Source organism: Cupriavidus sp. GW823-FHT07B10 (genome assembly GCF_058794355.1).
Genome location: NZ_JBXAGS010000011.1, coordinates 193,557 through 211,368, shown reverse-complemented (window position 1 = coordinate 211,368; position 17,812 = coordinate 193,557). Strand labels below are relative to the sequence as shown.

18 protein-coding genes and 2 pseudogenes are annotated in these 17,812 nt (G+C 67.2%); 14 read left to right on the top strand and 6 right to left on the bottom strand.

Annotated features, from left to right (window positions below):
- Positions 1–180: 180 nt before the first annotated feature.
- Both AC1Q6V_RS22710 and AC1Q6V_RS22705 read right to left on the bottom strand, forming a co-directional pair.
- Complete coding sequence (locus tag AC1Q6V_RS22710) at positions 181–549, bottom strand: AraC family transcriptional regulator (protein WP_255266277.1); 369 nt, start codon at positions 547–549, stop codon at positions 181–183.
- A gap of 138 nt (positions 550–687) precedes the next feature.
- Complete coding sequence (locus tag AC1Q6V_RS22705; RefSeq protein ID WP_174549449.1) at positions 688–1,584, bottom strand: AraC family transcriptional regulator; 897 nt, start codon at positions 1,582–1,584, stop codon at positions 688–690.
- 98 nt (positions 1,585–1,682) lie between these two features.
- Here AC1Q6V_RS22705 and AC1Q6V_RS22700 point away from each other — a divergent pair, with 98 nt between their 5' ends.
- The 9 genes from AC1Q6V_RS22700 (at position 1,683) to AC1Q6V_RS22660 (ending at position 9,577) form a co-directional block, all read left to right on the top strand.
- The gene (locus AC1Q6V_RS22700; protein ID WP_010810281.1) at positions 1,683–2,426 is read left to right on the top strand and encodes an SDR family oxidoreductase; all 744 of its coding nucleotides are present in this window, start codon (positions 1,683–1,685) and stop codon (positions 2,424–2,426) included.
- A 129-nt stretch (positions 2,427–2,555) separates the two neighbouring features.
- Positions 2,556–3,611: a LacI family DNA-binding transcriptional regulator gene (locus tag AC1Q6V_RS22695; protein ID WP_011617484.1), complete on the top strand. Its 1,056-nt coding sequence runs from the start codon at positions 2,556–2,558 to the stop codon at positions 3,609–3,611.
- A gap of 245 nt (positions 3,612–3,856) precedes the next feature.
- Positions 3,857–4,660 (top strand): transporter substrate-binding domain-containing protein, encoded by an 804-nt coding sequence (locus AC1Q6V_RS22690; RefSeq protein WP_439670025.1) that lies wholly within the window; start codon positions 3,857–3,859, stop codon positions 4,658–4,660.
- Between the two features lie 54 nt (positions 4,661–4,714).
- Positions 4,715–5,473, top strand: coding sequence for an amino acid ABC transporter permease (locus tag AC1Q6V_RS22685; protein WP_439671974.1), 759 nt, complete (start codon positions 4,715–4,717; stop codon positions 5,471–5,473).
- Positions 5,470–6,120 carry an amino acid ABC transporter permease gene (locus tag AC1Q6V_RS22680; RefSeq protein ID WP_010810285.1) on the top strand — a complete coding sequence of 217 codons (651 nt, stop codon included), beginning with the start codon at positions 5,470–5,472 and terminating at the stop codon, positions 6,118–6,120. Before AC1Q6V_RS22685 ends, AC1Q6V_RS22680 begins: the two co-directional genes overlap by 4 nt.
- Positions 6,107–6,841 carry an amino acid ABC transporter ATP-binding protein gene (locus AC1Q6V_RS22675; protein ID WP_454749666.1) on the top strand — a complete coding sequence of 245 codons (735 nt, stop codon included), beginning with the start codon at positions 6,107–6,109 and terminating at the stop codon, positions 6,839–6,841. Before AC1Q6V_RS22680 ends, AC1Q6V_RS22675 begins: the two co-directional genes overlap by 14 nt.
- The gene (locus AC1Q6V_RS22670; RefSeq protein ID WP_439671975.1) at positions 6,838–7,626 is read left to right on the top strand and encodes a sugar phosphate isomerase/epimerase family protein; all 789 of its coding nucleotides are present in this window, start codon (positions 6,838–6,840) and stop codon (positions 7,624–7,626) included. The genes AC1Q6V_RS22675 and AC1Q6V_RS22670 overlap by 4 nt, the downstream gene beginning before the upstream one ends.
- Positions 7,623–8,567, top strand: a complete 945-nt coding sequence (locus AC1Q6V_RS22665) for a sugar kinase (RefSeq protein ID WP_010810288.1) — start codon at positions 7,623–7,625, stop codon at positions 8,565–8,567. Before AC1Q6V_RS22670 ends, AC1Q6V_RS22665 begins: the two co-directional genes overlap by 4 nt.
- A gap of 20 nt (positions 8,568–8,587) precedes the next feature.
- Positions 8,588–9,577 (top strand): 2-hydroxyacid dehydrogenase, encoded by a 990-nt coding sequence (locus AC1Q6V_RS22660; RefSeq protein WP_011617486.1) that lies wholly within the window; start codon positions 8,588–8,590, stop codon positions 9,575–9,577.
- 15 nt (positions 9,578–9,592) lie between these two features.
- Here the strand turns inward: AC1Q6V_RS22660 and AC1Q6V_RS22655 are convergent, their stop codons facing one another.
- Positions 9,593–10,555, bottom strand: coding sequence for a Bug family tripartite tricarboxylate transporter substrate binding protein (locus AC1Q6V_RS22655; protein WP_011617487.1), 963 nt, complete (start codon positions 10,553–10,555; stop codon positions 9,593–9,595).
- Between the two features lie 77 nt (positions 10,556–10,632).
- Between AC1Q6V_RS22655 and AC1Q6V_RS22650 the strand changes: the two are divergent.
- Positions 10,633–10,818, top strand: a pseudogene (locus AC1Q6V_RS22650) (biotin carboxylase N-terminal domain-containing protein); the annotation flags it as partial.
- Between the two features lie 163 nt (positions 10,819–10,981).
- Here AC1Q6V_RS22650 and AC1Q6V_RS22645 read toward each other — a convergent pair.
- Both AC1Q6V_RS22645 and AC1Q6V_RS22640 read right to left on the bottom strand, forming a co-directional pair.
- Positions 10,982–11,482 (bottom strand): DUF6496 domain-containing protein, encoded by a 501-nt coding sequence (locus AC1Q6V_RS22645; RefSeq protein WP_013953401.1) that lies wholly within the window; start codon positions 11,480–11,482, stop codon positions 10,982–10,984.
- Positions 11,483–11,706: 224 nt separating this feature from the next.
- Positions 11,707–12,609: a LysR family transcriptional regulator gene (locus AC1Q6V_RS22640; protein ID WP_454749667.1), complete on the bottom strand. Its 903-nt coding sequence runs from the start codon at positions 12,607–12,609 to the stop codon at positions 11,707–11,709.
- A gap of 257 nt (positions 12,610–12,866) precedes the next feature.
- Here AC1Q6V_RS22640 and AC1Q6V_RS22635 point away from each other — a divergent pair, with 257 nt between their 5' ends.
- From AC1Q6V_RS22635 to AC1Q6V_RS22620, 4 genes are all read left to right on the top strand, one after another.
- Positions 12,867–14,042, top strand: coding sequence for an alpha-hydroxy acid oxidase (locus tag AC1Q6V_RS22635; protein WP_143010637.1), 1,176 nt, complete (start codon positions 12,867–12,869; stop codon positions 14,040–14,042).
- Positions 14,039–14,719 carry an RraA family protein gene (locus AC1Q6V_RS22630; protein ID WP_058696494.1) on the top strand — a complete coding sequence of 227 codons (681 nt, stop codon included), beginning with the start codon at positions 14,039–14,041 and terminating at the stop codon, positions 14,717–14,719. Before AC1Q6V_RS22635 ends, AC1Q6V_RS22630 begins: the two co-directional genes overlap by 4 nt.
- Positions 14,716–15,798 (top strand): hydroxyacid dehydrogenase, encoded by a 1,083-nt coding sequence (locus tag AC1Q6V_RS22625; RefSeq protein ID WP_011617491.1) that lies wholly within the window; start codon positions 14,716–14,718, stop codon positions 15,796–15,798. The genes AC1Q6V_RS22630 and AC1Q6V_RS22625 overlap by 4 nt, the downstream gene beginning before the upstream one ends.
- Before the next feature lie 70 nt (positions 15,799–15,868).
- Positions 15,869–16,873, top strand: coding sequence for a tripartite tricarboxylate transporter substrate binding protein (locus AC1Q6V_RS22620; protein ID WP_010810296.1), 1,005 nt, complete (start codon positions 15,869–15,871; stop codon positions 16,871–16,873).
- A 147-nt stretch (positions 16,874–17,020) separates the two neighbouring features.
- Here AC1Q6V_RS22620 and AC1Q6V_RS22615 read toward each other — a convergent pair.
- Positions 17,021–17,530, bottom strand: a pseudogene (locus AC1Q6V_RS22615) (acyl-CoA dehydrogenase family protein); the annotation flags it as partial.
- Positions 17,531–17,812 lie beyond the last annotated feature (282 nt).

Here is a 17,812-nt window from a genome sequence, read left to right as displayed (position 1 = left end):
TCGCTGATGTTGTTAGGGGCGCTGGCCGCTGCCGGTGTGCTCGGCGCGATCGGCGCCGGTATCAGCAACGTGCTGCAGGCGCGACTGGCGCGCGCAGTTTGAGCCGGCTTGTCTGCGCCGAGCAGGCAACGCTCAGCCGAGCCGGCGCGGGATCGCCTATCGCTTTCACGCGCGCGCCCCTCAGACCACGTTGATCGTGACGTCGATGTTGCCCCGCGTGGCCTTGGAATACGGACAGGTCTGATGCGCCTCGTGCGCCAGGGCCTCCGCGGTCTCGCGCTCCACGCCTGGGACGTGCACGTTGAGGCGCGCCTGCAGGCAATACGCATCGCCCGCCATGCCGAGGTCGACTTCGGCGTCGATGGCCACGTTCTCTGGCAGTGCAATCTTTATCTTCCTGGCTGCCAGGATGCGCGCCGTTTCAACGCGCAGCTGCTCGACTGCACGTGCGGGTGATTGACCGGTGTTCAGCCGGAACTCGCGGCCGAAGTGGCGTGGGCTCATATGCACGGAATCTGCGAGCCTTTCAACCGAGAGGTCTTCGTGCAGGTGGGTTCGCCGAAGATTCGCAGGAATGCCCGCCGCATGCGTTCGGGTCGGTGAAGCCCGTCAGGCTGGCGATGCGCTCGACGGTGAGTCGATCTGCGTCTATCAGGGTTTCTTCGCCCCTGCGTGGAACACGACGTTCTAGCGTTTGCGCGCGTAGAGACTCGGTGGTTGGCCGACGTGCCGGCTGAACGCGGTGCTGAAGGTAGTTGCCGAGCCGTAGCCGACCCGTTCAGCCACTTCGGCGATCCCGATGTCATGGCGACGGAGCAGGTCCTTCGCCACGGCCATGCGCCAGGCGATCAGGTATTCCATCGGTGGCATTCCCACGGCGCGCGTGAAGCGCTCAAAAAAGGTCGAGCGCGACAGCGCTGCCTTCCTGGCGAGTTGGGCCACCGTCCACGAGCGCGCGGGATCGGCGTGCATCTGCCGCATCGCTGACGCGAGTCGCGTATCGGTCAGGCCACGCAGCAGCCCCGGGGGCGCGTCCTCCCCCGAAGTTGAGCGCAGCGCTTCGATCAGCAGCACCTCCACCAGGCGCGTGAGCACGAGCTCGCGCCCCGACCTCCGTTCACCCGATTCCTCGCTGACGAGCCGCACGATTGCCGAAAGCCGCTCGGCGCCGCGCACATGCACCAGCGCCGGCAGCAGCGACACCAGCAACGCAGCATTGGACGAGTCGAAGACGAAGTAGCCGCCGAGCAGTCGCACATCGGGGCGTCCACCGCGCCTGCCGTGACGAACTTCGCCCATCGGCGCGGGCGTGACTTTGGGGTCGATGCGCTCGGGCGCCACCGGCTCAAAGCCCGACAAGGTGAAGCCCGGCGTTGCCGGCAGGAGCACGAAGTCGCCCGTCTCAAGCGTGAGGGCATGCTGGCCGTCGACGGCGAGACGACAACTGCCCTCGAGCACGGCGCAGAAGCTTGGCTGGCCGAAGTCAGCGTAGCGAACACCCCAGCGGCCGGCGCCGCTGATGGACTTCGAGAACACGGCACGCGGCTGAAGCAGCGAGATGACTTCTGACAGGGGATCGCTCATCGCCGGACGATTGCAAATGAAATCTGGACTTTTCATTGTAGGCAGTCCGTCGCATCCCCGCTATCGTTGCCGGCATCCAAACCACCACCGAAACCCTCATGAAAACCGTGCTGATTACCGGCTGCTCCTCTGGCTATGGCCTTGAAACCGCGCGCCACTTCCACGCGCAGGGCTGGAACGTCATCGCCACCATGCGAACGCCGAACGAAGAACTCTTGCCCCGATCCCACCGGATCCGCGTGCTGGCGCTCGACGTGACGAAGCCCGACAGCATCGCCGCCACGCTTGCAGCGAGCGGAGCCATCGACGTGCTCGTCAACAACGCGGGCATCGGCCTGTTTGGCGCCTTCGAGGCCACTCCGATGGCCACGACGCGCGAGGTGTTCGAGACCAACACGTTCGGCGTGATGGCGATGACCCAGGCGGTGCTGCCCCAGTTCCGTGCGCGCAGGTCGGGCGTGGTGGTGAACGTGACCTCGAGCACGACGCTGGCGCCGATGCCGATGGTAGCCGTCTACACCGCGAGCAAGATGGCCATCGAAGGCTTCACCGCATCGCTCGCGTTCGAGCTCGAAGCGTTCAACGTGAGCGTGAAGCTGGTCGAGCCAGGCTACGGACCGACCACGCGCTTTACCAGCAACGGGGGACCGCGCATGGAGGGCCTGATCCCCGAGGCATACGCGTCTTGCGCGCAGGGCATCTTTGCTTCCCTCTCGCAACCGGCAGCGGTGACGACCGAGGCCGAGGTGGCCGAAGCGGTTTGGCGTGCCGCCAACGACAGGTCCGGGCTGCTTCGGTTTCCGGCAGGTGCCGATGCGGTAGCGCTGGCTCATTCGGGATAACCGTCGAAGGGTCTGGCCCTTCGACGGTTTGCCGCACCAGGTATCGGAGCCCAATCGCCCCGGAGGCTGGCACATCCCGACACGCCCGAGGCATAATCGTGAAACTGGTTTCACCGAGACCCGAACCCTATGCCGCGCCCTGTTATCCGACCTGTGTCCGACCAGAAACCTGCAGAGAAACTCACCATCCAGGACGTTGCCGACTATGCGGGCGTGTCCAAGGCAACCGTATCGCGCTACCTGAACCGGGGCGGCGAGCAGCTTTCCGCGGACGTGGAGGCGCGCGTCGCCGCGGCCATCCGCGCGCTCGGCTATAGCCCCAGCCCGATGGCGCAGGGGCTCAAGCGCGGCAAGTCGCGCCTGATCGGCCTGGTGGTCGCGGATGTCTCCAATTCGTTCTCGGTGGCCGTGCTGCGCGGCGTTGAGAAGGCCTGTCGCGACGCCGGCTACATGGTGATGCTGTTCAACCTCGGCAATGACGAGCAACTGGAGCGCGAAGCCATTCGCTCGCTGTCGGCCTACCGGGTTGAGGGCTTTATCCTGCACACGCTGGGCCACGATGCCGGCGCCCTGGCCGATGCGGCGCAGTTGGGCAAGCCAGTGGTCCTGGTCGACCGCAAGGTCGGCGATGCCGAAGTCGACCTGGTGGCCCTGGACAACCAGACCGCCGTCCAGGAAGCCGCCGGCCACCTGGTCGAAGCCGGCTACCGGCGCCTGCTGTTCATCAGCGAGCCGATCAAGGCCATCAGCTCGCGCAACGAGCGGGCGCGCGCGTTCCAGGCCTTTGTCGCCGAACACGTGGACACGGTTGGAGGGACCGTTTTTGAAGCCCAGCGGGGTGACGACGATGCCCTGGATGAAGCGCTGCGCGCGCTGCGCCGTGGCGCCGGACAGGCACCCGTTGCCGTGCTGGCGGCCAACGCCGTGATCTCGCTGCGCGTGGCCGCATCGGCCGCCAGACTAGGGTGGCAGCTTGGCGCCGACCTGGGCCTGATCGGCTTCGATGATCCGGAATGGGCTGCACTGGTCGGTCCCGGCCTCAGCGCCATTTCCCAGCCCACCGACGATATCGGGCGCGTTGCCACCAACTGCCTGATAGAGCGCCTGCAAGGCACGCAGCTGCCGCCGCGCCGGGTGCTGTTGCCCGGCACGCTGGTCACGCGCGGATCGACCCGCCGCGCCTGATCGCAGAGCCCTTCCCCACCGGCGCCCGCCGTGCCCGCCTGATCCACGCCTGCACCCGCTGCGCACCTCCAGCGGGTGCCTGACGTGCCTGTTTCCACATCCGCCAAACGCAGTTTTTGACCGTAAGGGTTTCCACTGCTGGATCTCTGAAACCGGTTTCCTATAATCCTGAAACCGGTTTCAAGACGGTGCTTGCCCAACGCTGCGACGCCAGCGACACATTCCATAAACGTGCAGGAGACATGATGAACGTCCAACGCTTGTTGCGCCGCGCAGCCGCGCCCGTGCTGACTCTGCTGGTCCTGACCAGCGCCGCTTTCACCGCCCAGGCGCAGACCGTCGCCGAGATCGTCAAGAAGGGCAGGGTCACCATCGGCGTGGTGACCGGCGCCCCGCCCTTCGGCACCACGGACGCCACCGGCAAGCCCGCCGGCTATGACGTCGACGTGGCCAACCTGCTCGGCAAGTACCTGGGCGTGCCGGTCGATATCGTTCCGCTCACCTCGCCCAGCCGGATTCCGGCGCTGGAGGCCGGCAAGGTCGATTTCCTGGTCGCCACGCTGGCGCCGACGCCCGAGCGGGCGCGGGCCATCATGTTCAGTGCACCCTACAGCGCGTTCGAGCTGACCATCTTCGCGCCCGTCGCTGCCAAGTACGCCAGGCTGACGGAACTCGGGAAGAAGAAGGTGGGCGTGACGCGCGGCACCACGCAGGACACCGCGCTGACCCGGCTGGCCGTGCCCGGCATGAACATCGTCCGCTTCGAGGACGATGCCACCTGCGCGCAGGCGCTGATCAGCAACCAGGTCGAAGCCATTGCCCTGCCCAATACCACCGGCAACGAGATCATGAAGGCGCGCGGTGCCGGCAAGTTCGACGCCAAGTTCGCGTTCTCGGTGCAGCCCAATTCGATGGCCGTGCGCCGCGACGCCTTCGAGCTGCGCCAGTGGCTCAACACCACCATCTCCTACATCAAGCTGAACGGCGAACTCGACGCCATCGCGCAGAAGTGGACCGGCAAGGCGCTGCCTGCGCTGCAAGCGTTCTGAACCAGGCCGTCTGAAGTTGCGCGCCGGCGCCAGCCGGCGTGCCAGGAGACCCGCATGAACTACCAATTCGAATGGAACCCGGTGCTGTCGCAGCTGGACCGCTTCGCGGAAGGCGCGGCGATGACGCTGGCGCTCAGCTTCGGCTCGATCCTGCTTGGCACCGTGGTCGGCAGCGCCGGCGCGATTGCCGCCGCTTTTGGCGGCCCCTGGCTGCAGCGTGCCACCAGGGCATATGTCGAAGCCATCCGCAACACGCCCTTCCTGATCCAGCTCTTCATCATCTTCTTCGGCTTGCCAACCGTGGGCCTGCAGATCGATGCCGTCACCGCCGCGGTGATTGCCATGACCGTCAACCTCGGCGCCTACTCGACGGAAATCATCCGGGCCGGCCTGCAGGCAGTTCACCGCTCGCAACTCGAGGCCGCCGCCGCGCTGGGCATGACACGCTGGCAGCTGATCCGCCACGTCGCGCTGGTGCCGGCTTTCGAGAAGGTCTATCCGGCCCTGACCAGCCAGTTCACGCTGATGATGCTGACGTCGAGCGTGGTGTCGACGATCTCGGTGGAAGAGTTGACAGCGGTCGCCAGCCAGGTCGATTCGCAGACCTTCCGCACCTTCGAGAGCTACATCCTGGTCATGTTCGTCTATATCGGCCTGGCACTGATGCTGCGCGCCATATTCGGCCTGATCGGCAACCTCGTGTTCAAGCGGCGCCGCGTGGTGGCGCGCGCACGAAAGCTGGCCCGCACAGCCCGCATCGCGCCAATGGCGCAGGCGGAACTGACGGCAGCGGCTGCAGGGAGCGCGCAATGATCACCGAGTTCTCCTGGAATCATCTTGAAATCCTGCTGCTGGCAGCGCGCTGGACGCTGTGGGTGACCTTGCTCGCCTTCGTCGGCGGCACGCTGGCCGGCTTCCTGGTGGCGCTGGCACGTACCTCCAGAAGCCCGATGCTGCGCCTCGCCAGCACGGCCTATATCCAGGTCGTGCAAGGCACGCCGGTGCTGATCGTGCTGTTCCTGAGCTACTACGGACTCTCCGTGCTCGGGCTCAAGCTGTCGCCGATGGTCGCGGCCATGCTGGCGATGTCGATCTACGCCAGCGCCTATCTTGGCGAAATCTGGCGCGGCTGCATCGAGGCCGTGCCGCAAGGACAGTGGGAAGCCAGCGAAGCGCTCGCCCTCACCCGCTGGCAGCAGCTGCGCTACGTGGTGCTGCCGCAGGCCGTGCGGCTGGCCTTGCCGCCCACGGTGGGATTCTCGGTCCAGCTGGTCAAGAACACCTCGATCACTTCCATCATCGGCGTCATCGAACTGACCCGCGCCGGCCAGTTGATCAACAACGCGACCTTCCAGCCCTTCGCGGTCTTCGTCGTCGTCGCACTTATCTACTTCGCGCTCTGCTTCCCGCTGTCGGCGGCGGCGCGACGCATGGAAAGGAGGCTCCATGTCAATCGTTGAAGCACAAGGCGTGCACAAGTCATATGGCGCTGTCGAAGTCCTGAAGGGCGTTTCGTTTGCGATCGAGCCGGGCCAGGTGGTCGCCATCATCGGCCGCAGCGGCTCCGGCAAGAGCACCATGCTGCGTTGCCTGAATGGCCTGGAGACGATCAACGCCGGCGACATCACCGTCGCCGGGCACAAGCTGGATCACGACCGCAAGCGCTTGCTCGACCTGCGCCGCGACGTGGGCATGGTGTTCCAGAGCTACAACCTGTTTCCGCACCTGACCGTGGGCGAGAACATCGCGCTGGCGCCGTCCATCGTGAAGAAGATGGCAGCCAGCAAGATCGACGCCATCGTCGACCAGGTGCTGACCCAGGTCGGCCTGCTCGACAAGAAGGACTGCTACCCCGAGCAGCTCTCGGGTGGCCAGCAACAGCGCGTGGCCATCGCCCGTTCGCTGGCGATGGAGCCCAAGGTGATGCTGTTCGACGAGGTCACCTCCGCGCTCGACCCCGAGCTGACAGCGGAAGTGCTTCGGGTCATGGAGAACCTCGCTGCCTCCGGCATGACCATGGTGCTGGTCACGCATGAAATGGAGTTCGCGCGCCGCATGGCGCATACCACCATCTTCATGCACCAGGGCAAGGTCCACGAGGCGGGGCCATCGAAGGCGCTGTTCGCGCAGCCGCGGACACCGGAACTGCAGCAATTCCTCGGCGCGGGAGCACTGAAATGAGCCATTGGCAAGCAGATGGTGCTTCGCGCCCGCCGGTGCTGATCTCGTTGACAGCCTATGGCGCCGACTTCGCCCTGCGCGACGGACAGGCCGCACTCGCGCGGATTGCCGCGGCAGCCGGCGCGGACGGCGTGGAATTCCGCGGCGAACTCCAGCGCGGACACAAGGATGAAGTCATTGAACAGCGCGAGGTCGCCCGGCAGCATGGGCTGAGCGTGGTCTGGTCCAGCCCGGAAGGCCTCTGGAGCGAAGCCGGCAGCCTCGATGCCGCCGCGCTCGACCGTGCCTTCACGACCGCGCTGGCGCTCGGTGCGACCCGGGTCAAGATGTCGCTTGGCGGCTATCGGGAAGGCACGGCACTGGAAGCACTGCTTCCCTGGCTGCGGCACGATGGCATCGAACTCGTCGTGGAAAACGACCAGACCGCCCAGGCCGGCACCGTGCCGCCGTTGCGCGATTTCTTCGCGCGTATCACGGCGCTCGGCGAGAACGTGCCGATGACCTTCGACATGGGCAACTGGCACTGGACCGGCGAAGACCCGCTCGACGCCGCGCAGGTCTTCGGCGCCGGCGTCGGCTACGTGCACTGCAAAGGCGTGCAGCGCACGCCTGCCAAATGGATCGCGGTGCCGCTGGACCAGTCGGCGGCACCCTGGCGCAGCGTCTTGCGTCGCCTGCCAGCGCACGTTGCGCGTGCGATCGAATTCCCGCTGCAAGGCGAAGACCTGGTGCAGGTCACGCGCGGTCATGTCGAACTGCTGCGTTCGGTGGAGGTTCCCGCATGAGCACCGATCTTGACGTGGTCACGCTGGGCGAGGCGATGCTGATGCTGGTCGCCGGCGAAGCCGGGCCGCTCGAAGGCGCGCAGACCTTCCACAAGCGCACCGCCGGTGCCGAGACCAACGTGGCCATCGGCCTGTCGCGCCTGGGCCTGAAGGTTGGCTGGGCCAGCCGGCTGGGCGACGACTCGATGGCGCGCTACCTGCTCGGCGAAATGCAGCGCGAAGGCGTGGATTGCAGCCAGGTGGTGTGCGAGCCCGGTGAGCGCACCGGTTTCCAGTTCAAGGGCCGGGTCGACGACGGCAGCGATCCGCCCGTCGAATACCACCGCCGCGGCTCGGCGGCGAGCCGCATGAACCCGGAGCACCTGGACGGCAGGTGGCTGCGGCGCTCGCGGCATCTGCACGTCACCGGCGTGTTCCCCGCGCTGGCCGCAGGCACGCAGGCCGCCACGCGCCAGGCCATCGCCACCATGCAGGCCGCCGGCCGCACGATCTCATTCGATCCCAACCTGCGGCCCACGCTGTGGGCCTCGCCCGAGTTGATGCGGGAGACGCTGAACGACCTGGCGCAGCAGTGCGACTGGGTGCTGCCCGGCATCGAAGAGGGCCGCTTCCTCACCGGCCACGCCGAGCCGGAACGCATTGCCGCCTTCTACCGTGCCCGCGGCGCCAGGCTGGTGGTGGTGAAGCTGGGCGCCGACGGCGCCTACTTCGATGGCGAGGCCGGCACCGGCCATGTCGAGGCATTCAGCGTCGAGCATGTTGTCGATACCGTTGGCGCCGGCGATGGCTTTGCCGTCGGCGTGATCAGCGCGCTGCTGGAGGGCCGGCCAGTGCGCGACGCCGTCCGGCGCGGCGCCTGGATCGGCGCCCGCGCGGTGCAGGTGCGCGGCGATACCGAAGGCCTGCCGACCCATGCCCAGCTGGCGGCCGCCAGTTTGTGAAGCCACTGCAAGGATTACCCATGCGCAAGAATGTCCTGGTGTTCCGCCCGATTCCTGATGACCTGCTCGCCAGGATCGAATCGGAGCACGATGTGATCGTGGCCGACCCGCGCCAGCCGGCACAACTGCCTGCCTTCCGCGCCGCGCTGGCAAACGCCCATGGCCTGATCGGCTCCAGCGTGAAGCTGGGCGCAGCGGAACTGGCCGAAGCGGGCCAGTTGGAGGTGATCTCGAGTATTTCGGTCGGAGTCGACAACTACGACCTTCCCTGCCTGCACCGGCGCGGCATCACCCTGTGCCACACGCCCGGCGTACTCACCGAGACCACCGCCGACACTGTCTTCGCGCTCATCATGGCCACGAGCCGCCGCCTGGTCGAGCTTGCGGCGCATGTGCGCGAAGGCCGCTGGGCCGCCAACATCGGCGAGGGCCTGTTCGGCTGGGACGTGCACGGCAAGACCCTGGCGATCCTGGGCTTCGGACGCATCGGCCAGGCCGTGGCGCGACGCGCGGCGCTCGGCTTCGGCATGGAGGTGCTCTACGTCAACGAGACCGCGGCGGAACCGCGTGACCTGGTGGGACGCGCCACCCGGACGGATCTCGACGATGCCTTGCAGCGAGCCGATATCGTCGCCGTCACGCTGCCCCTGACCGACAGCACGCGTGGCCTGATGGGCCTGCGCGAGTTCGCGCTGATGAAGCCGGGCGCCATCTTCGTCAACGGCGCCCGCGGCCAGATCGTGCAGGAAGACGCGCTGCTCGCGGCGCTCGACAGCGGCCACCTGCGCGCGGCCGGGCTGGACGTCTTCGCCACCGAGCCACTGCCGCAGGATTCACCGCTGCGCAGCCATCCCAGGGTGACAGCCCTGCCCCATATCGGCTCGGCCACGCATGAGACCCGGCGCGCCATGGCCGAACTCGCCACGCGCAACCTGCTGGACGCGCTCGCCGGGCGGCAGCCCGCCGCGCGCTTCGACCTCGCGGCCTTTGCCGCCCGGGCAGCCGCCTGATACGGACACGCTGCCTCACTTCCGCAGGTTGGTCCTGGCCACCAGTACCTTCATCACCGCGTTGTCTGCCGCGATCATCGCCTTGAAGGTCGCCGCGTCGGCATAGGCAATCCCAAGGTTCTGCCGGCCCAGCGCCGCCACGAAGACAGGGTCCGCCACCGCCTTGCGGCTGGCGGCCGCGAGGGTTTCGAGCACTTCAGGTGGCGTGCCCCTGGGCGCGGCCAGTCCGCGCCATGTGCCGATCGAGAGGTCGATACCGCGCTCACGCAGCGTCGGAACGTTCTCGAAGCCCCTGACACGCTGCCCGGCCATCACCGCGAGCGTCTTCACCTTGCCTGCGGCCACATAGGCCGATACTTCGGCCGGACTGACGGCCACCGCGTCGATATGCCCGCCCATCAACGCCACCAGGGCCGGCGCCGCACCGGAGAACGGCACATGATTGAATTTGACGTGCGCCTTGTCCTCCAGCGCCGTCGCCGCCAGGTGCCAGATCGAGCCCGGGCCGGAATTCCCGACCTGCACCTCCCCCGGGTGCGCCGCGGCGAATGCCAGGAACGCCTCGATGGTGTTCCAGCGCGAGTCGGCCTTGACCGTGATCGCCGACGGATCGGCATTCAGGCGCGCGATCGGCACCAGCTCGGCGGCGTCGAGGGTGGTCGGCCCGAGATGCGGGACGATCACGGCTTCCGCGATGATGATGCCGAGCTTGTAGCCATCGGGCCTGGCGCGGGCCACTTCCGTCATGCCGATGGCGCCGCTGGCACCTGGCTTGTTCACCACGGTCAGCGGCTGCGGCAGGTACTTTCGCATGGCTTCGCTGAAGGCCCGCGCAACCGTGTCGGTACCACCGCCCGCCGTGCTTGGCACCACGAGTTCGACAGGATGATCCGGGTAGGGCGCCGCGGGCGCCTGGCCGACGACGGCAAGTGAGGCCAGCAGGGCGGCCATGTGAAACAGCTTGCGGGGCGATCGCATCTATGGCTCTCAATTCAGGGGGGTCGGAGAAGTTGCTTCCGTTGGGGGAAGCCTCGGACACACGACGTGAAAGACCATCGCATCCCGGATATGGGTTCTTGTCCGAGAGCGCGGATTTTGCCGAAGCCGTTGGAAGGGACGGGTTGGGCATCGGGCCTACCGCGGCTTCGATCCGGCGCATGGGCGACAAGGTCAGCGCCAAACGCGCCATGATCGAAGCCGGTGTCCCCGGCGTTCCGGGCTCCGAGGGCGCACCGACAGATTCTACGCCAGCCCCCTGGCCGAAGAGACCTACTCGCTGCTCGACCGCACAGTCGAAGCCGGCGAGAGAGTGGGTGGCTTACCTCCGTGTCGGTTCAGTGCGGTGAACGCCGGAGAACGCGGCGTGCCAGGCGCGCAGCTTGCCGACAGCGGTACGCTGGTTCGCTAACGGGCTGACTCCTTCCTTGCCGCACGCGTTCTAGCGGCCTTGCGGGCCGCTTCGGAGCGACCGGCAGCTCCCTTGGTGCTGGCGGCCTTCTTCGCGGCAGCCGAGCGATCGGTCGCCGTGCGCTTGCTTGCCGCGCTCTTGGCCTGGGCAGACAGCGCCTTGGGAGAAGCACCGGCGGTGCTCTCGCGCTTGAGTGCCTTGAGCGCGGCCTGGGACCGCTTGGCCGTGCTTTCTGAACTCGCCCGTCGCGGTGCAGCCTTGGCGGCAGCAGCCTTGGTTTCCGCCTTGGTCGCGCCCTTCTTTGGCGGCACATCGACGCCAGCGCGGCGTGCCTCCGACAAACCGATCGCTATGGCCTGCTTGGCCGAGCGCACGCCGTGCTTACCCTTTCGCACGGCTTCGATCTCGTCGTGAACGAAATGGCCGGCCTGGGTGGTCGGCGACTTGCCTGCTCTCTTGTCTGCCCTGGCTTGGGCTATGCTCGATGCCCTTGGCATGGTCGTCTCCATGACGGCCGCGGTCATCCGGCACGGGCCATGGCAGATGCAATGTCCGCGGCGCTGTTCAGGGCCCGCCATCTGCCGGCGGGTTAAAAAAATCCCTCGCAAATGTCGTTCCAGGCGTGCAACTGGCGCGCCACTGCCACTCATAGAGGCGACGGTTGTACTGCCGCGTGCGAAATCTGCACACCTTGGGCCAAATCTACCCTGCGAGACGCGGTCTACACCAGGCAACGCGGCGCCTGGAATTCGATCACGTCCTTGATGACATCGCGCATCTCCGTGATCAGCAGGCGCGCGTCGTCGCGACGCCATTGCACGACATAGTGCAGCGGTTCCAGCGCGCCGCCCTTCGTCAGGATCTGCAACACCCCGCGCGCTTCCAGCGCTTCGGCCCACTGCCTTGGCATGAAGGCGAAACCCAGCCCCTCCGCCACCATGCCGACCACAGCGCCCCAGCTGTTGCACACCAGGCGACGGTTGACCGCCATGCCACGGGTGGCCAGCCACTGGTCGAGCACCCGGGTGCCGCCCGCGCCGACCGGCAGGGACAGCAGCAATTGCTCCGCCATCAGCCGCCGGGGATCGTCGGTGCCGGTCTGGTCGATAAAAGACTCGCTCGCGACCCAGACAAAGTCGACCTGCGCGATCCGCTCCGACGCGAGGCTGCTGCGCGATGACGGCCCGGCGATCACCGCGAGGTCGAGTTCGCCATCTTCCAGGCGCTGCTCCAGCACCTGACCGATATCGACGTAGGGCTCGAGCTGAAGCTCGGGGTGCCGGATGGCCGTCTGCCGTACCAGCCGGGGCAGCCAGGTCAGGCCGCTCAGTTCGCCCAGGCCCACGCGGCAACGGCCTTGCAGGCCACGGCTCTGCCCCGCTGACTGCTGCAACTCGGCCGCGACCCGCAGCAATTCGCGGATGCGCGGCAGCATCTGCTCGCCCTGCGCCGTCAGTTCGGCGCGGCGGCCGCTTCGGTCGAACAGCTGCACGCCGAGGGAGGTTTCAAGCTCGGCCACCCGCTTGGACAGCGAAGACACGGACAGATGGCAGCGGTCGGCGGCTACCGAGAAGTTGAGGCAGGTCGCGGCCCAGTAGAAGGCTTCCAGTTGCTTGAGGGTCATGGGATCCGCGCCGCGGGCGGCGATTATTAGTTTCCTAAAAGCGAAATTATAGCTTCGTTATTTTTCGCTTTTATCGATTCCTTGCGGTTGCTAGATTGAAGCCTCGTCGTCGCCTTGGCCCCCTATCGATCATGTCAGCTCTTCATGCCCCTGCTGCAGAAAACGCCGCTGACCGCGCCACAGATGCCGTCGGCACCGCTTCCGCGCCGCGCGTGACGACTGCAAGCGCAAGCGGCGCAGGTACCTTGCGCCGCCAAGTGCTTTCGCTGAACGACCTTGAACCGCTCGCCCGCCGCCGCCTGCCCCGGCCGCTGTACGCCTACGTCAGCGGTGCGGTGGAGGACAGCGTCTCGCTGGCGGAGAATCGCCGCGCCTTCACCGAGATCGCGTTGCGGCCACGCGTGCTTGCCGGCGTGGCCACGCGCGAACTGGACTTCGAGCTGTTCGGCAGGCGCTATGCCGCCCCCTTCGGCGTTGCGCCCATGGGCATCGCCGCGTTGTTCGCTTACCGCGGCGATATCGTGCTCGCGCAGGCCGCGCAGCAGGCCGCGGTGCCGGCGATCATGAGCGGTTCATCGCTGATCCGGCTGGAAGAAGTGATGGCAGCCGCGCCCGGCACCTGGTTCCAGGCCTACCTCCCCGGCGACGTGGCGCAGATCGACGGGCTGTTGTCGCGCGTCGAGGCGGCAGGCGTGTCGACGCTGGTGATCACCGTCGATACGCCCGTTGCGGGCAATCGCGAGAACAACGTGCGCGCCGGCTTCTCGACACCGCTGCGGCCAAGCCTGCGCTTGGCATGGCAAGGCATCACGCATCCGCGCTGGCTGCTCGGCACTTTTGCGCGCACGCTGCTGCGGCACGGCATGCCGCACTTCGAGAACGCCTATGCGCACCGCGGCGCGCCTATCCTGTCATCGCGCGTGCTGCGCGACTTCTCCGACCGCGCGCATTTCACCTGGACGCACCTTGAAGCCATCCGCCGGCGCTGGCAAGGCACGCTGGTGGTCAAGGGCATCCTGACCGCGGAAGACGCCTTGCTGGCGCGTCGGCACGGTGTGGACGGGATCATCGTTTCGAACCACGGCGGCCGGCAACTCGACGGCGCCATCGCGCCGCTGCGCGTCCTGCCTGAGATCGTGCACGCCGTGCCCGACCTGCCGGTGATGCTTGACAGCGGCGTATGCCGCGGCACCGACGTAATCAAGGCGCTCGCGCTCGGCGCGCGTTGCGTCTTTGTCGGCCGGCCGTTCGCCTATGCGGCGACGGTCGGGTCCACCCCCGGCGTGGCGCACGCCATCGACTTGTTGCAGGCCGAGATCTCGCGCGATATGGCAATGCTCGGCCTGACCCGGCTGGCAGACATCGGCCCTGCCTGCATCCGGCCTGCCGCTTCACTACCCCACATGCCCCCTCACCCGGAGACTTATCGATGAGCACGCTTCACGGCTTTCGCATCCACCCCAAGCCGGCGCCGACTGTCAGCAACGCGCTGCTGGAACGCTACCGCAGCTTCCCGGTGGCCAATGTCAGCGACGCAATGTGCCGCACCGTCGGCACCACGCGGCTGCGGCCCTATCACCGGCGCGATGGCGTCATGGCCGGCCGCGCCCTCACCGTGCGCACGCGCCCGGGCGACAACCTGATGGTGCACAAGGCCCTCGACCTCTGCGGACCCGGCGATGTGATCGTCGTCGATGCCGGCGGCGCCGGTCCCAATGCCATCATCGGCGAGATCATGCTGGCGCTGGCGATCGCGCGCGGCGCAGCGGGCTTCGTCATCGACGGCCTGATCCGCGACAGCGATACGATCGGCAAGGAGACGTTGCCCGTGTATGCGCGCGGGGTCTCGCACCGCGGTCCTTACAAGGACGGTCCCGGCGAATTGCATGTGCCCGTCTGCATCGACGGCATGGTGGTGCGCCCCGGCGACCTGGTGCTGGGCGATGGCGACGGCCTGCTGGTCGTTGCGGCCGAGGATGCCGAGGAAATCGCCGCGCGCGTGGAGAACGTACAACGCACCGAAGCAGCGGTGCTCGAGTCGATCGCGCAAGGCCGCGCCGATCGGAGCTGGGTCGAGCGCACGCTGCGCGAAAAGGGGGTGGTCGTATGAACGCGCCCGTCCTGCTGATGCCTGCCGCCGGCACGGTGGTCCGTTTCGACCACTGGCTGGACGCAGCCTTTGACCGCATCATTACGGCCACGCCAGGCCTGACGCTGCACACCTGCGCCCGCGAAGGCGCCGACGCGGCCGCCTGGGACCGGCTGTCCGGCGCCCATGTCTACCAGATCTCGGCCGCCAAGGACGAGATCCCGCGCCGCTGGTTCGCCGACGCCGCGCTGCTGGCGCGCTGCCCGAACCTGCTGGCGGTGTCGTCCAGCGGCTCCGGCTGCGACACCATCGACATCGATGCCTGCACCGAGGCCGGCGTCGCGGTGCTCAACCAGGCCGGCGGCAACGCCGACTCGGTGGCGGAGATGACGCTGGGCCTGATGCTCGCGGTACTGCGCCGCATCGCCGAATCCGACCGCAGCCTGCGCGCGCACAACTGCGAGAGCCGTGAGGACCTGATGGGCCACGAACTGCGCGGCCGCACGCTCGGCCTGGTCGGCGTGGGCCACGCGGGCCGCCGCGTCGCCGCACTCGGCCGCGCCTTGGGCATGCGCGTGATCGGGTGCGACCCGGCGCTGGATGCGGCGGAGCTGTCCGCACGCGGCGCACAGGCCGTGTCCTTCGAGGAATTGCTGCGCAGTGCCGACATCGTCTCGCTGCATTGCCCGCGCGATGCCACCACGCTGCGCATGATGGATGGCGCCGCCTTTGCCGCGATGCGGCCGGGCAGCATCTTCGTCAGCACCGCGCGCGGCGGCATCCACGATGAGGGCGCGCTGCATGCGGCGCTGGCCAGCGGCCATCTTGCCGGCGCCGGTCTGGACGTGTGGGACCAGGAGCCGCCACCACGCGCCCACCCCTTGCTCGCGCTGGACAACGTCGTCGCCACCTTCCACACCGCTGGCGTTACTCACGAGGCACGGCGCAGGAACGCCGAACTGGCCGCCACTCAAATCGTCACGCTGCTGACCAGTGGCGAGCGGCCCGAGCGGCTGGTCAATCCCGAAGTCTGGCCGCGAGCGCGCCTGCGCATTGCGGCGGTGATGCAGGCTGCCGCCCTGTCATCGGTCACACCTTAGCCCGCGATTCCGCAGACTATTCTTTACACATAACACGCTGGCATACCAGACCGGCGAGGAGACACCAACCATGCACCCGACCCAAGACCAATGGCGCCGGCGCTTTCCCCTTCGCCTGGCCGGCGCGCTCGCGCTGGCCTGCGGCCTCGCCGCCGCGACCGGCGCACAGGCAGAGGCGCCCTATCCCAACCGCCCTATCCAGATGATCGTGGCCTACGGTCCCGGGGGCGGGACGGACCTGGTGGCACGGTTGCTGGCCCGCCACCTCGAGAAGCAACTCGGCGGCGCCACGGTGGTGGTGCAGAACAAGCCCGGCGCGGGCGGCGCCATCGGCTTCGCCGAACTGGCACGGTCCGCGCCGGACGGCTACACCATCGGCTTTATCAATACGCCGAACCTGCTGACCATTCCCATCGAGCGCAAGACCACCTTCACCTGGCGCAGCTTCGACCTGATCGGCAACCTGGTCGACGATCCGGGCGGCTTCACAGTGCACAACAGCAACGGCATCGACTCGCTGGCCGCGCTGATCCGCCATGCCAAGGCGCATCCGGGGGAGGTGTCAGTCGGCACCACCGGCGTCGGCTCGGACGACCACCTCGCCATGCTGCTGTTCGAGAGGGCCGCGGGCGTCAAGCTCACCCATGTCGGCTACAAGGGCGCAGGCGACGTGCGTGCGGCGCTGGTCGGGCAGCAGCTCACCATCGGGGCCATTAACGTGGGCGAAGCGCTGCAGTACCAGAAAGGCGGCTCGCCGATCAAGTTCCTTGGCCAAATGGGCGCAACACGGGCAACGCTGGCCCCGAACGTGCCCACCTTCCGCGAACAGGGCTTCGACATTGAGCTGGCTTCGCTGCGCGGCCTGGCGGCGCCCAAGGGCCTGCCTGAGCCGGTCAGGAAGAAACTGGTGGAGGCGATGGCGCGCGTGGTCGCGGATCCGCAGTTCCGCCAGCAGGCCGAAGCGATGTATGCGCCGTTGCACTATCTGGCGCCGGCCGCCTACAGCGCGGAGCTGGAGCGCGGGGAGACGGGCTTCCGTCAGCTGTGGAAAGAGATGCCGTGGCAGGAGAACTGAGCTTTGCTGCAAACGCTGGGGGGTTGACTTCGTTGACCTCCCTGGCCCTCACCCCGACCCTATCCCGCAAGCGGGAGAGCGAGCACACAATCGGTAACGCGGACTCTGTGGGGGGGCACGAGGGGCAGAGACCACTGAAGCAAAGCCTCAGAACGACCGCGGCATCCCCAGGATGGGCTCGCCGACGTAGGAAAGAATCAGGTTGGTCGAGATCGGCGCCACCTGGTAGAGGCGGGTCTCGCGGAACTTGCGCTCGACGTCGTACTCCGCCGCGAAGCCAAAGCCGCCGTGATACTGCAGGCAGGCATTGGTCGCTTCCCACGATGCGTCCGCGGCCAGCAGCTTCGCCATATTGGCTTCGGCGCCGCAGGGCTGGTGCGCATCGAACAGCTTGGCCGCCTTGAACCGCATCAGGTTGGCCGCTTCCACGTTGACGAAGACCCTGGCGATAGGGAACTGCACGCCCTGGTTCTGGCCGATCGTCCGGCCGAAGACGATGCGCTCATTGACGTACTTGGTCACCTTGTCGATAAACCAGTAACCGTCGCCGATGCACTCGGCGGCGATCAGGGTGCGCTCGGCGTTGAGGCCATCCAGGATGTACTTGAAGCCCTTGCCTTCCTCGCCGATCAGGTTCTCCGCCGGAATCTCCAGGCTACGACTGGCTGCCCGAGCAAGGCGCCGAGCTTGTTCGACACGATGCGCGCCACCACGTCGGTGCTGCCGCCGGCGGCGAAGCGTACGACCAGGCGGACGGGATGGTCAGGATAAGCAGCCTAGGCGTGCGCGCTGAACGAAATGAGCGCACCGATCCCTACTTGAGCAAGCAAGCGTTTCATGTCTCTTCCACGAAGATAGTTTTGGTTGGGTGGCGCATTGCGCGTCGACACCCTTTGAAACGATGGTAGCGAGCAACCGTGGCGACGGTGAAATAGAAAA

Bases quoted from the DNA above. Each gene is read 5' to 3' on its own strand.
- AC1Q6V_RS22705 (WP_174549449.1), bottom strand. From the start codon at position 1,584: ATGAGCGATCCCCTGTCAGAAGTCATCTCGCTGCTTCAGCCGCGTGCC.
- AC1Q6V_RS22700 (WP_010810281.1), top strand. From the start codon at position 1,683: ATGAAAACCGTGCTGATTACCGGCTGCTCCTCTGGCTATGGCCTTGAA.
- AC1Q6V_RS22695 (WP_011617484.1), top strand. From the start codon at position 2,556: ATGCCGCGCCCTGTTATCCGACCTGTGTCCGACCAGAAACCTGCAGAG.
- AC1Q6V_RS22690 (WP_439670025.1), top strand. From the start codon at position 3,857: ATGAACGTCCAACGCTTGTTGCGCCGCGCAGCCGCGCCCGTGCTGACT.
- AC1Q6V_RS22685 (WP_439671974.1), top strand. From the start codon at position 4,715: ATGAACTACCAATTCGAATGGAACCCGGTGCTGTCGCAGCTGGACCGC.
- AC1Q6V_RS22680 (WP_010810285.1), top strand. From the start codon at position 5,470: ATGATCACCGAGTTCTCCTGGAATCATCTTGAAATCCTGCTGCTGGCA.
- AC1Q6V_RS22675 (WP_454749666.1), top strand. From the start codon at position 6,107: ATGTCAATCGTTGAAGCACAAGGCGTGCACAAGTCATATGGCGCTGTC.
- AC1Q6V_RS22670 (WP_439671975.1), top strand. From the start codon at position 6,838: ATGAGCCATTGGCAAGCAGATGGTGCTTCGCGCCCGCCGGTGCTGATC.
- AC1Q6V_RS22665 (WP_010810288.1), top strand. From the start codon at position 7,623: ATGAGCACCGATCTTGACGTGGTCACGCTGGGCGAGGCGATGCTGATG.
- AC1Q6V_RS22660 (WP_011617486.1), top strand. From the start codon at position 8,588: ATGCGCAAGAATGTCCTGGTGTTCCGCCCGATTCCTGATGACCTGCTC.
- AC1Q6V_RS22655 (WP_011617487.1), bottom strand. From the start codon at position 10,555: ATGCGATCGCCCCGCAAGCTGTTTCACATGGCCGCCCTGCTGGCCTCA.
- AC1Q6V_RS22645 (WP_013953401.1), bottom strand. From the start codon at position 11,482: ATGCCAAGGGCATCGAGCATAGCCCAAGCCAGGGCAGACAAGAGAGCA.
- AC1Q6V_RS22640 (WP_454749667.1), bottom strand. From the start codon at position 12,609: ATGACCCTCAAGCAACTGGAAGCCTTCTACTGGGCCGCGACCTGCCTC.
- AC1Q6V_RS22630 (WP_058696494.1), top strand. From the start codon at position 14,039: ATGAGCACGCTTCACGGCTTTCGCATCCACCCCAAGCCGGCGCCGACT.
- AC1Q6V_RS22625 (WP_011617491.1), top strand. From the start codon at position 14,716: ATGAACGCGCCCGTCCTGCTGATGCCTGCCGCCGGCACGGTGGTCCGT.
- AC1Q6V_RS22620 (WP_010810296.1), top strand. From the start codon at position 15,869: ATGCACCCGACCCAAGACCAATGGCGCCGGCGCTTTCCCCTTCGCCTG.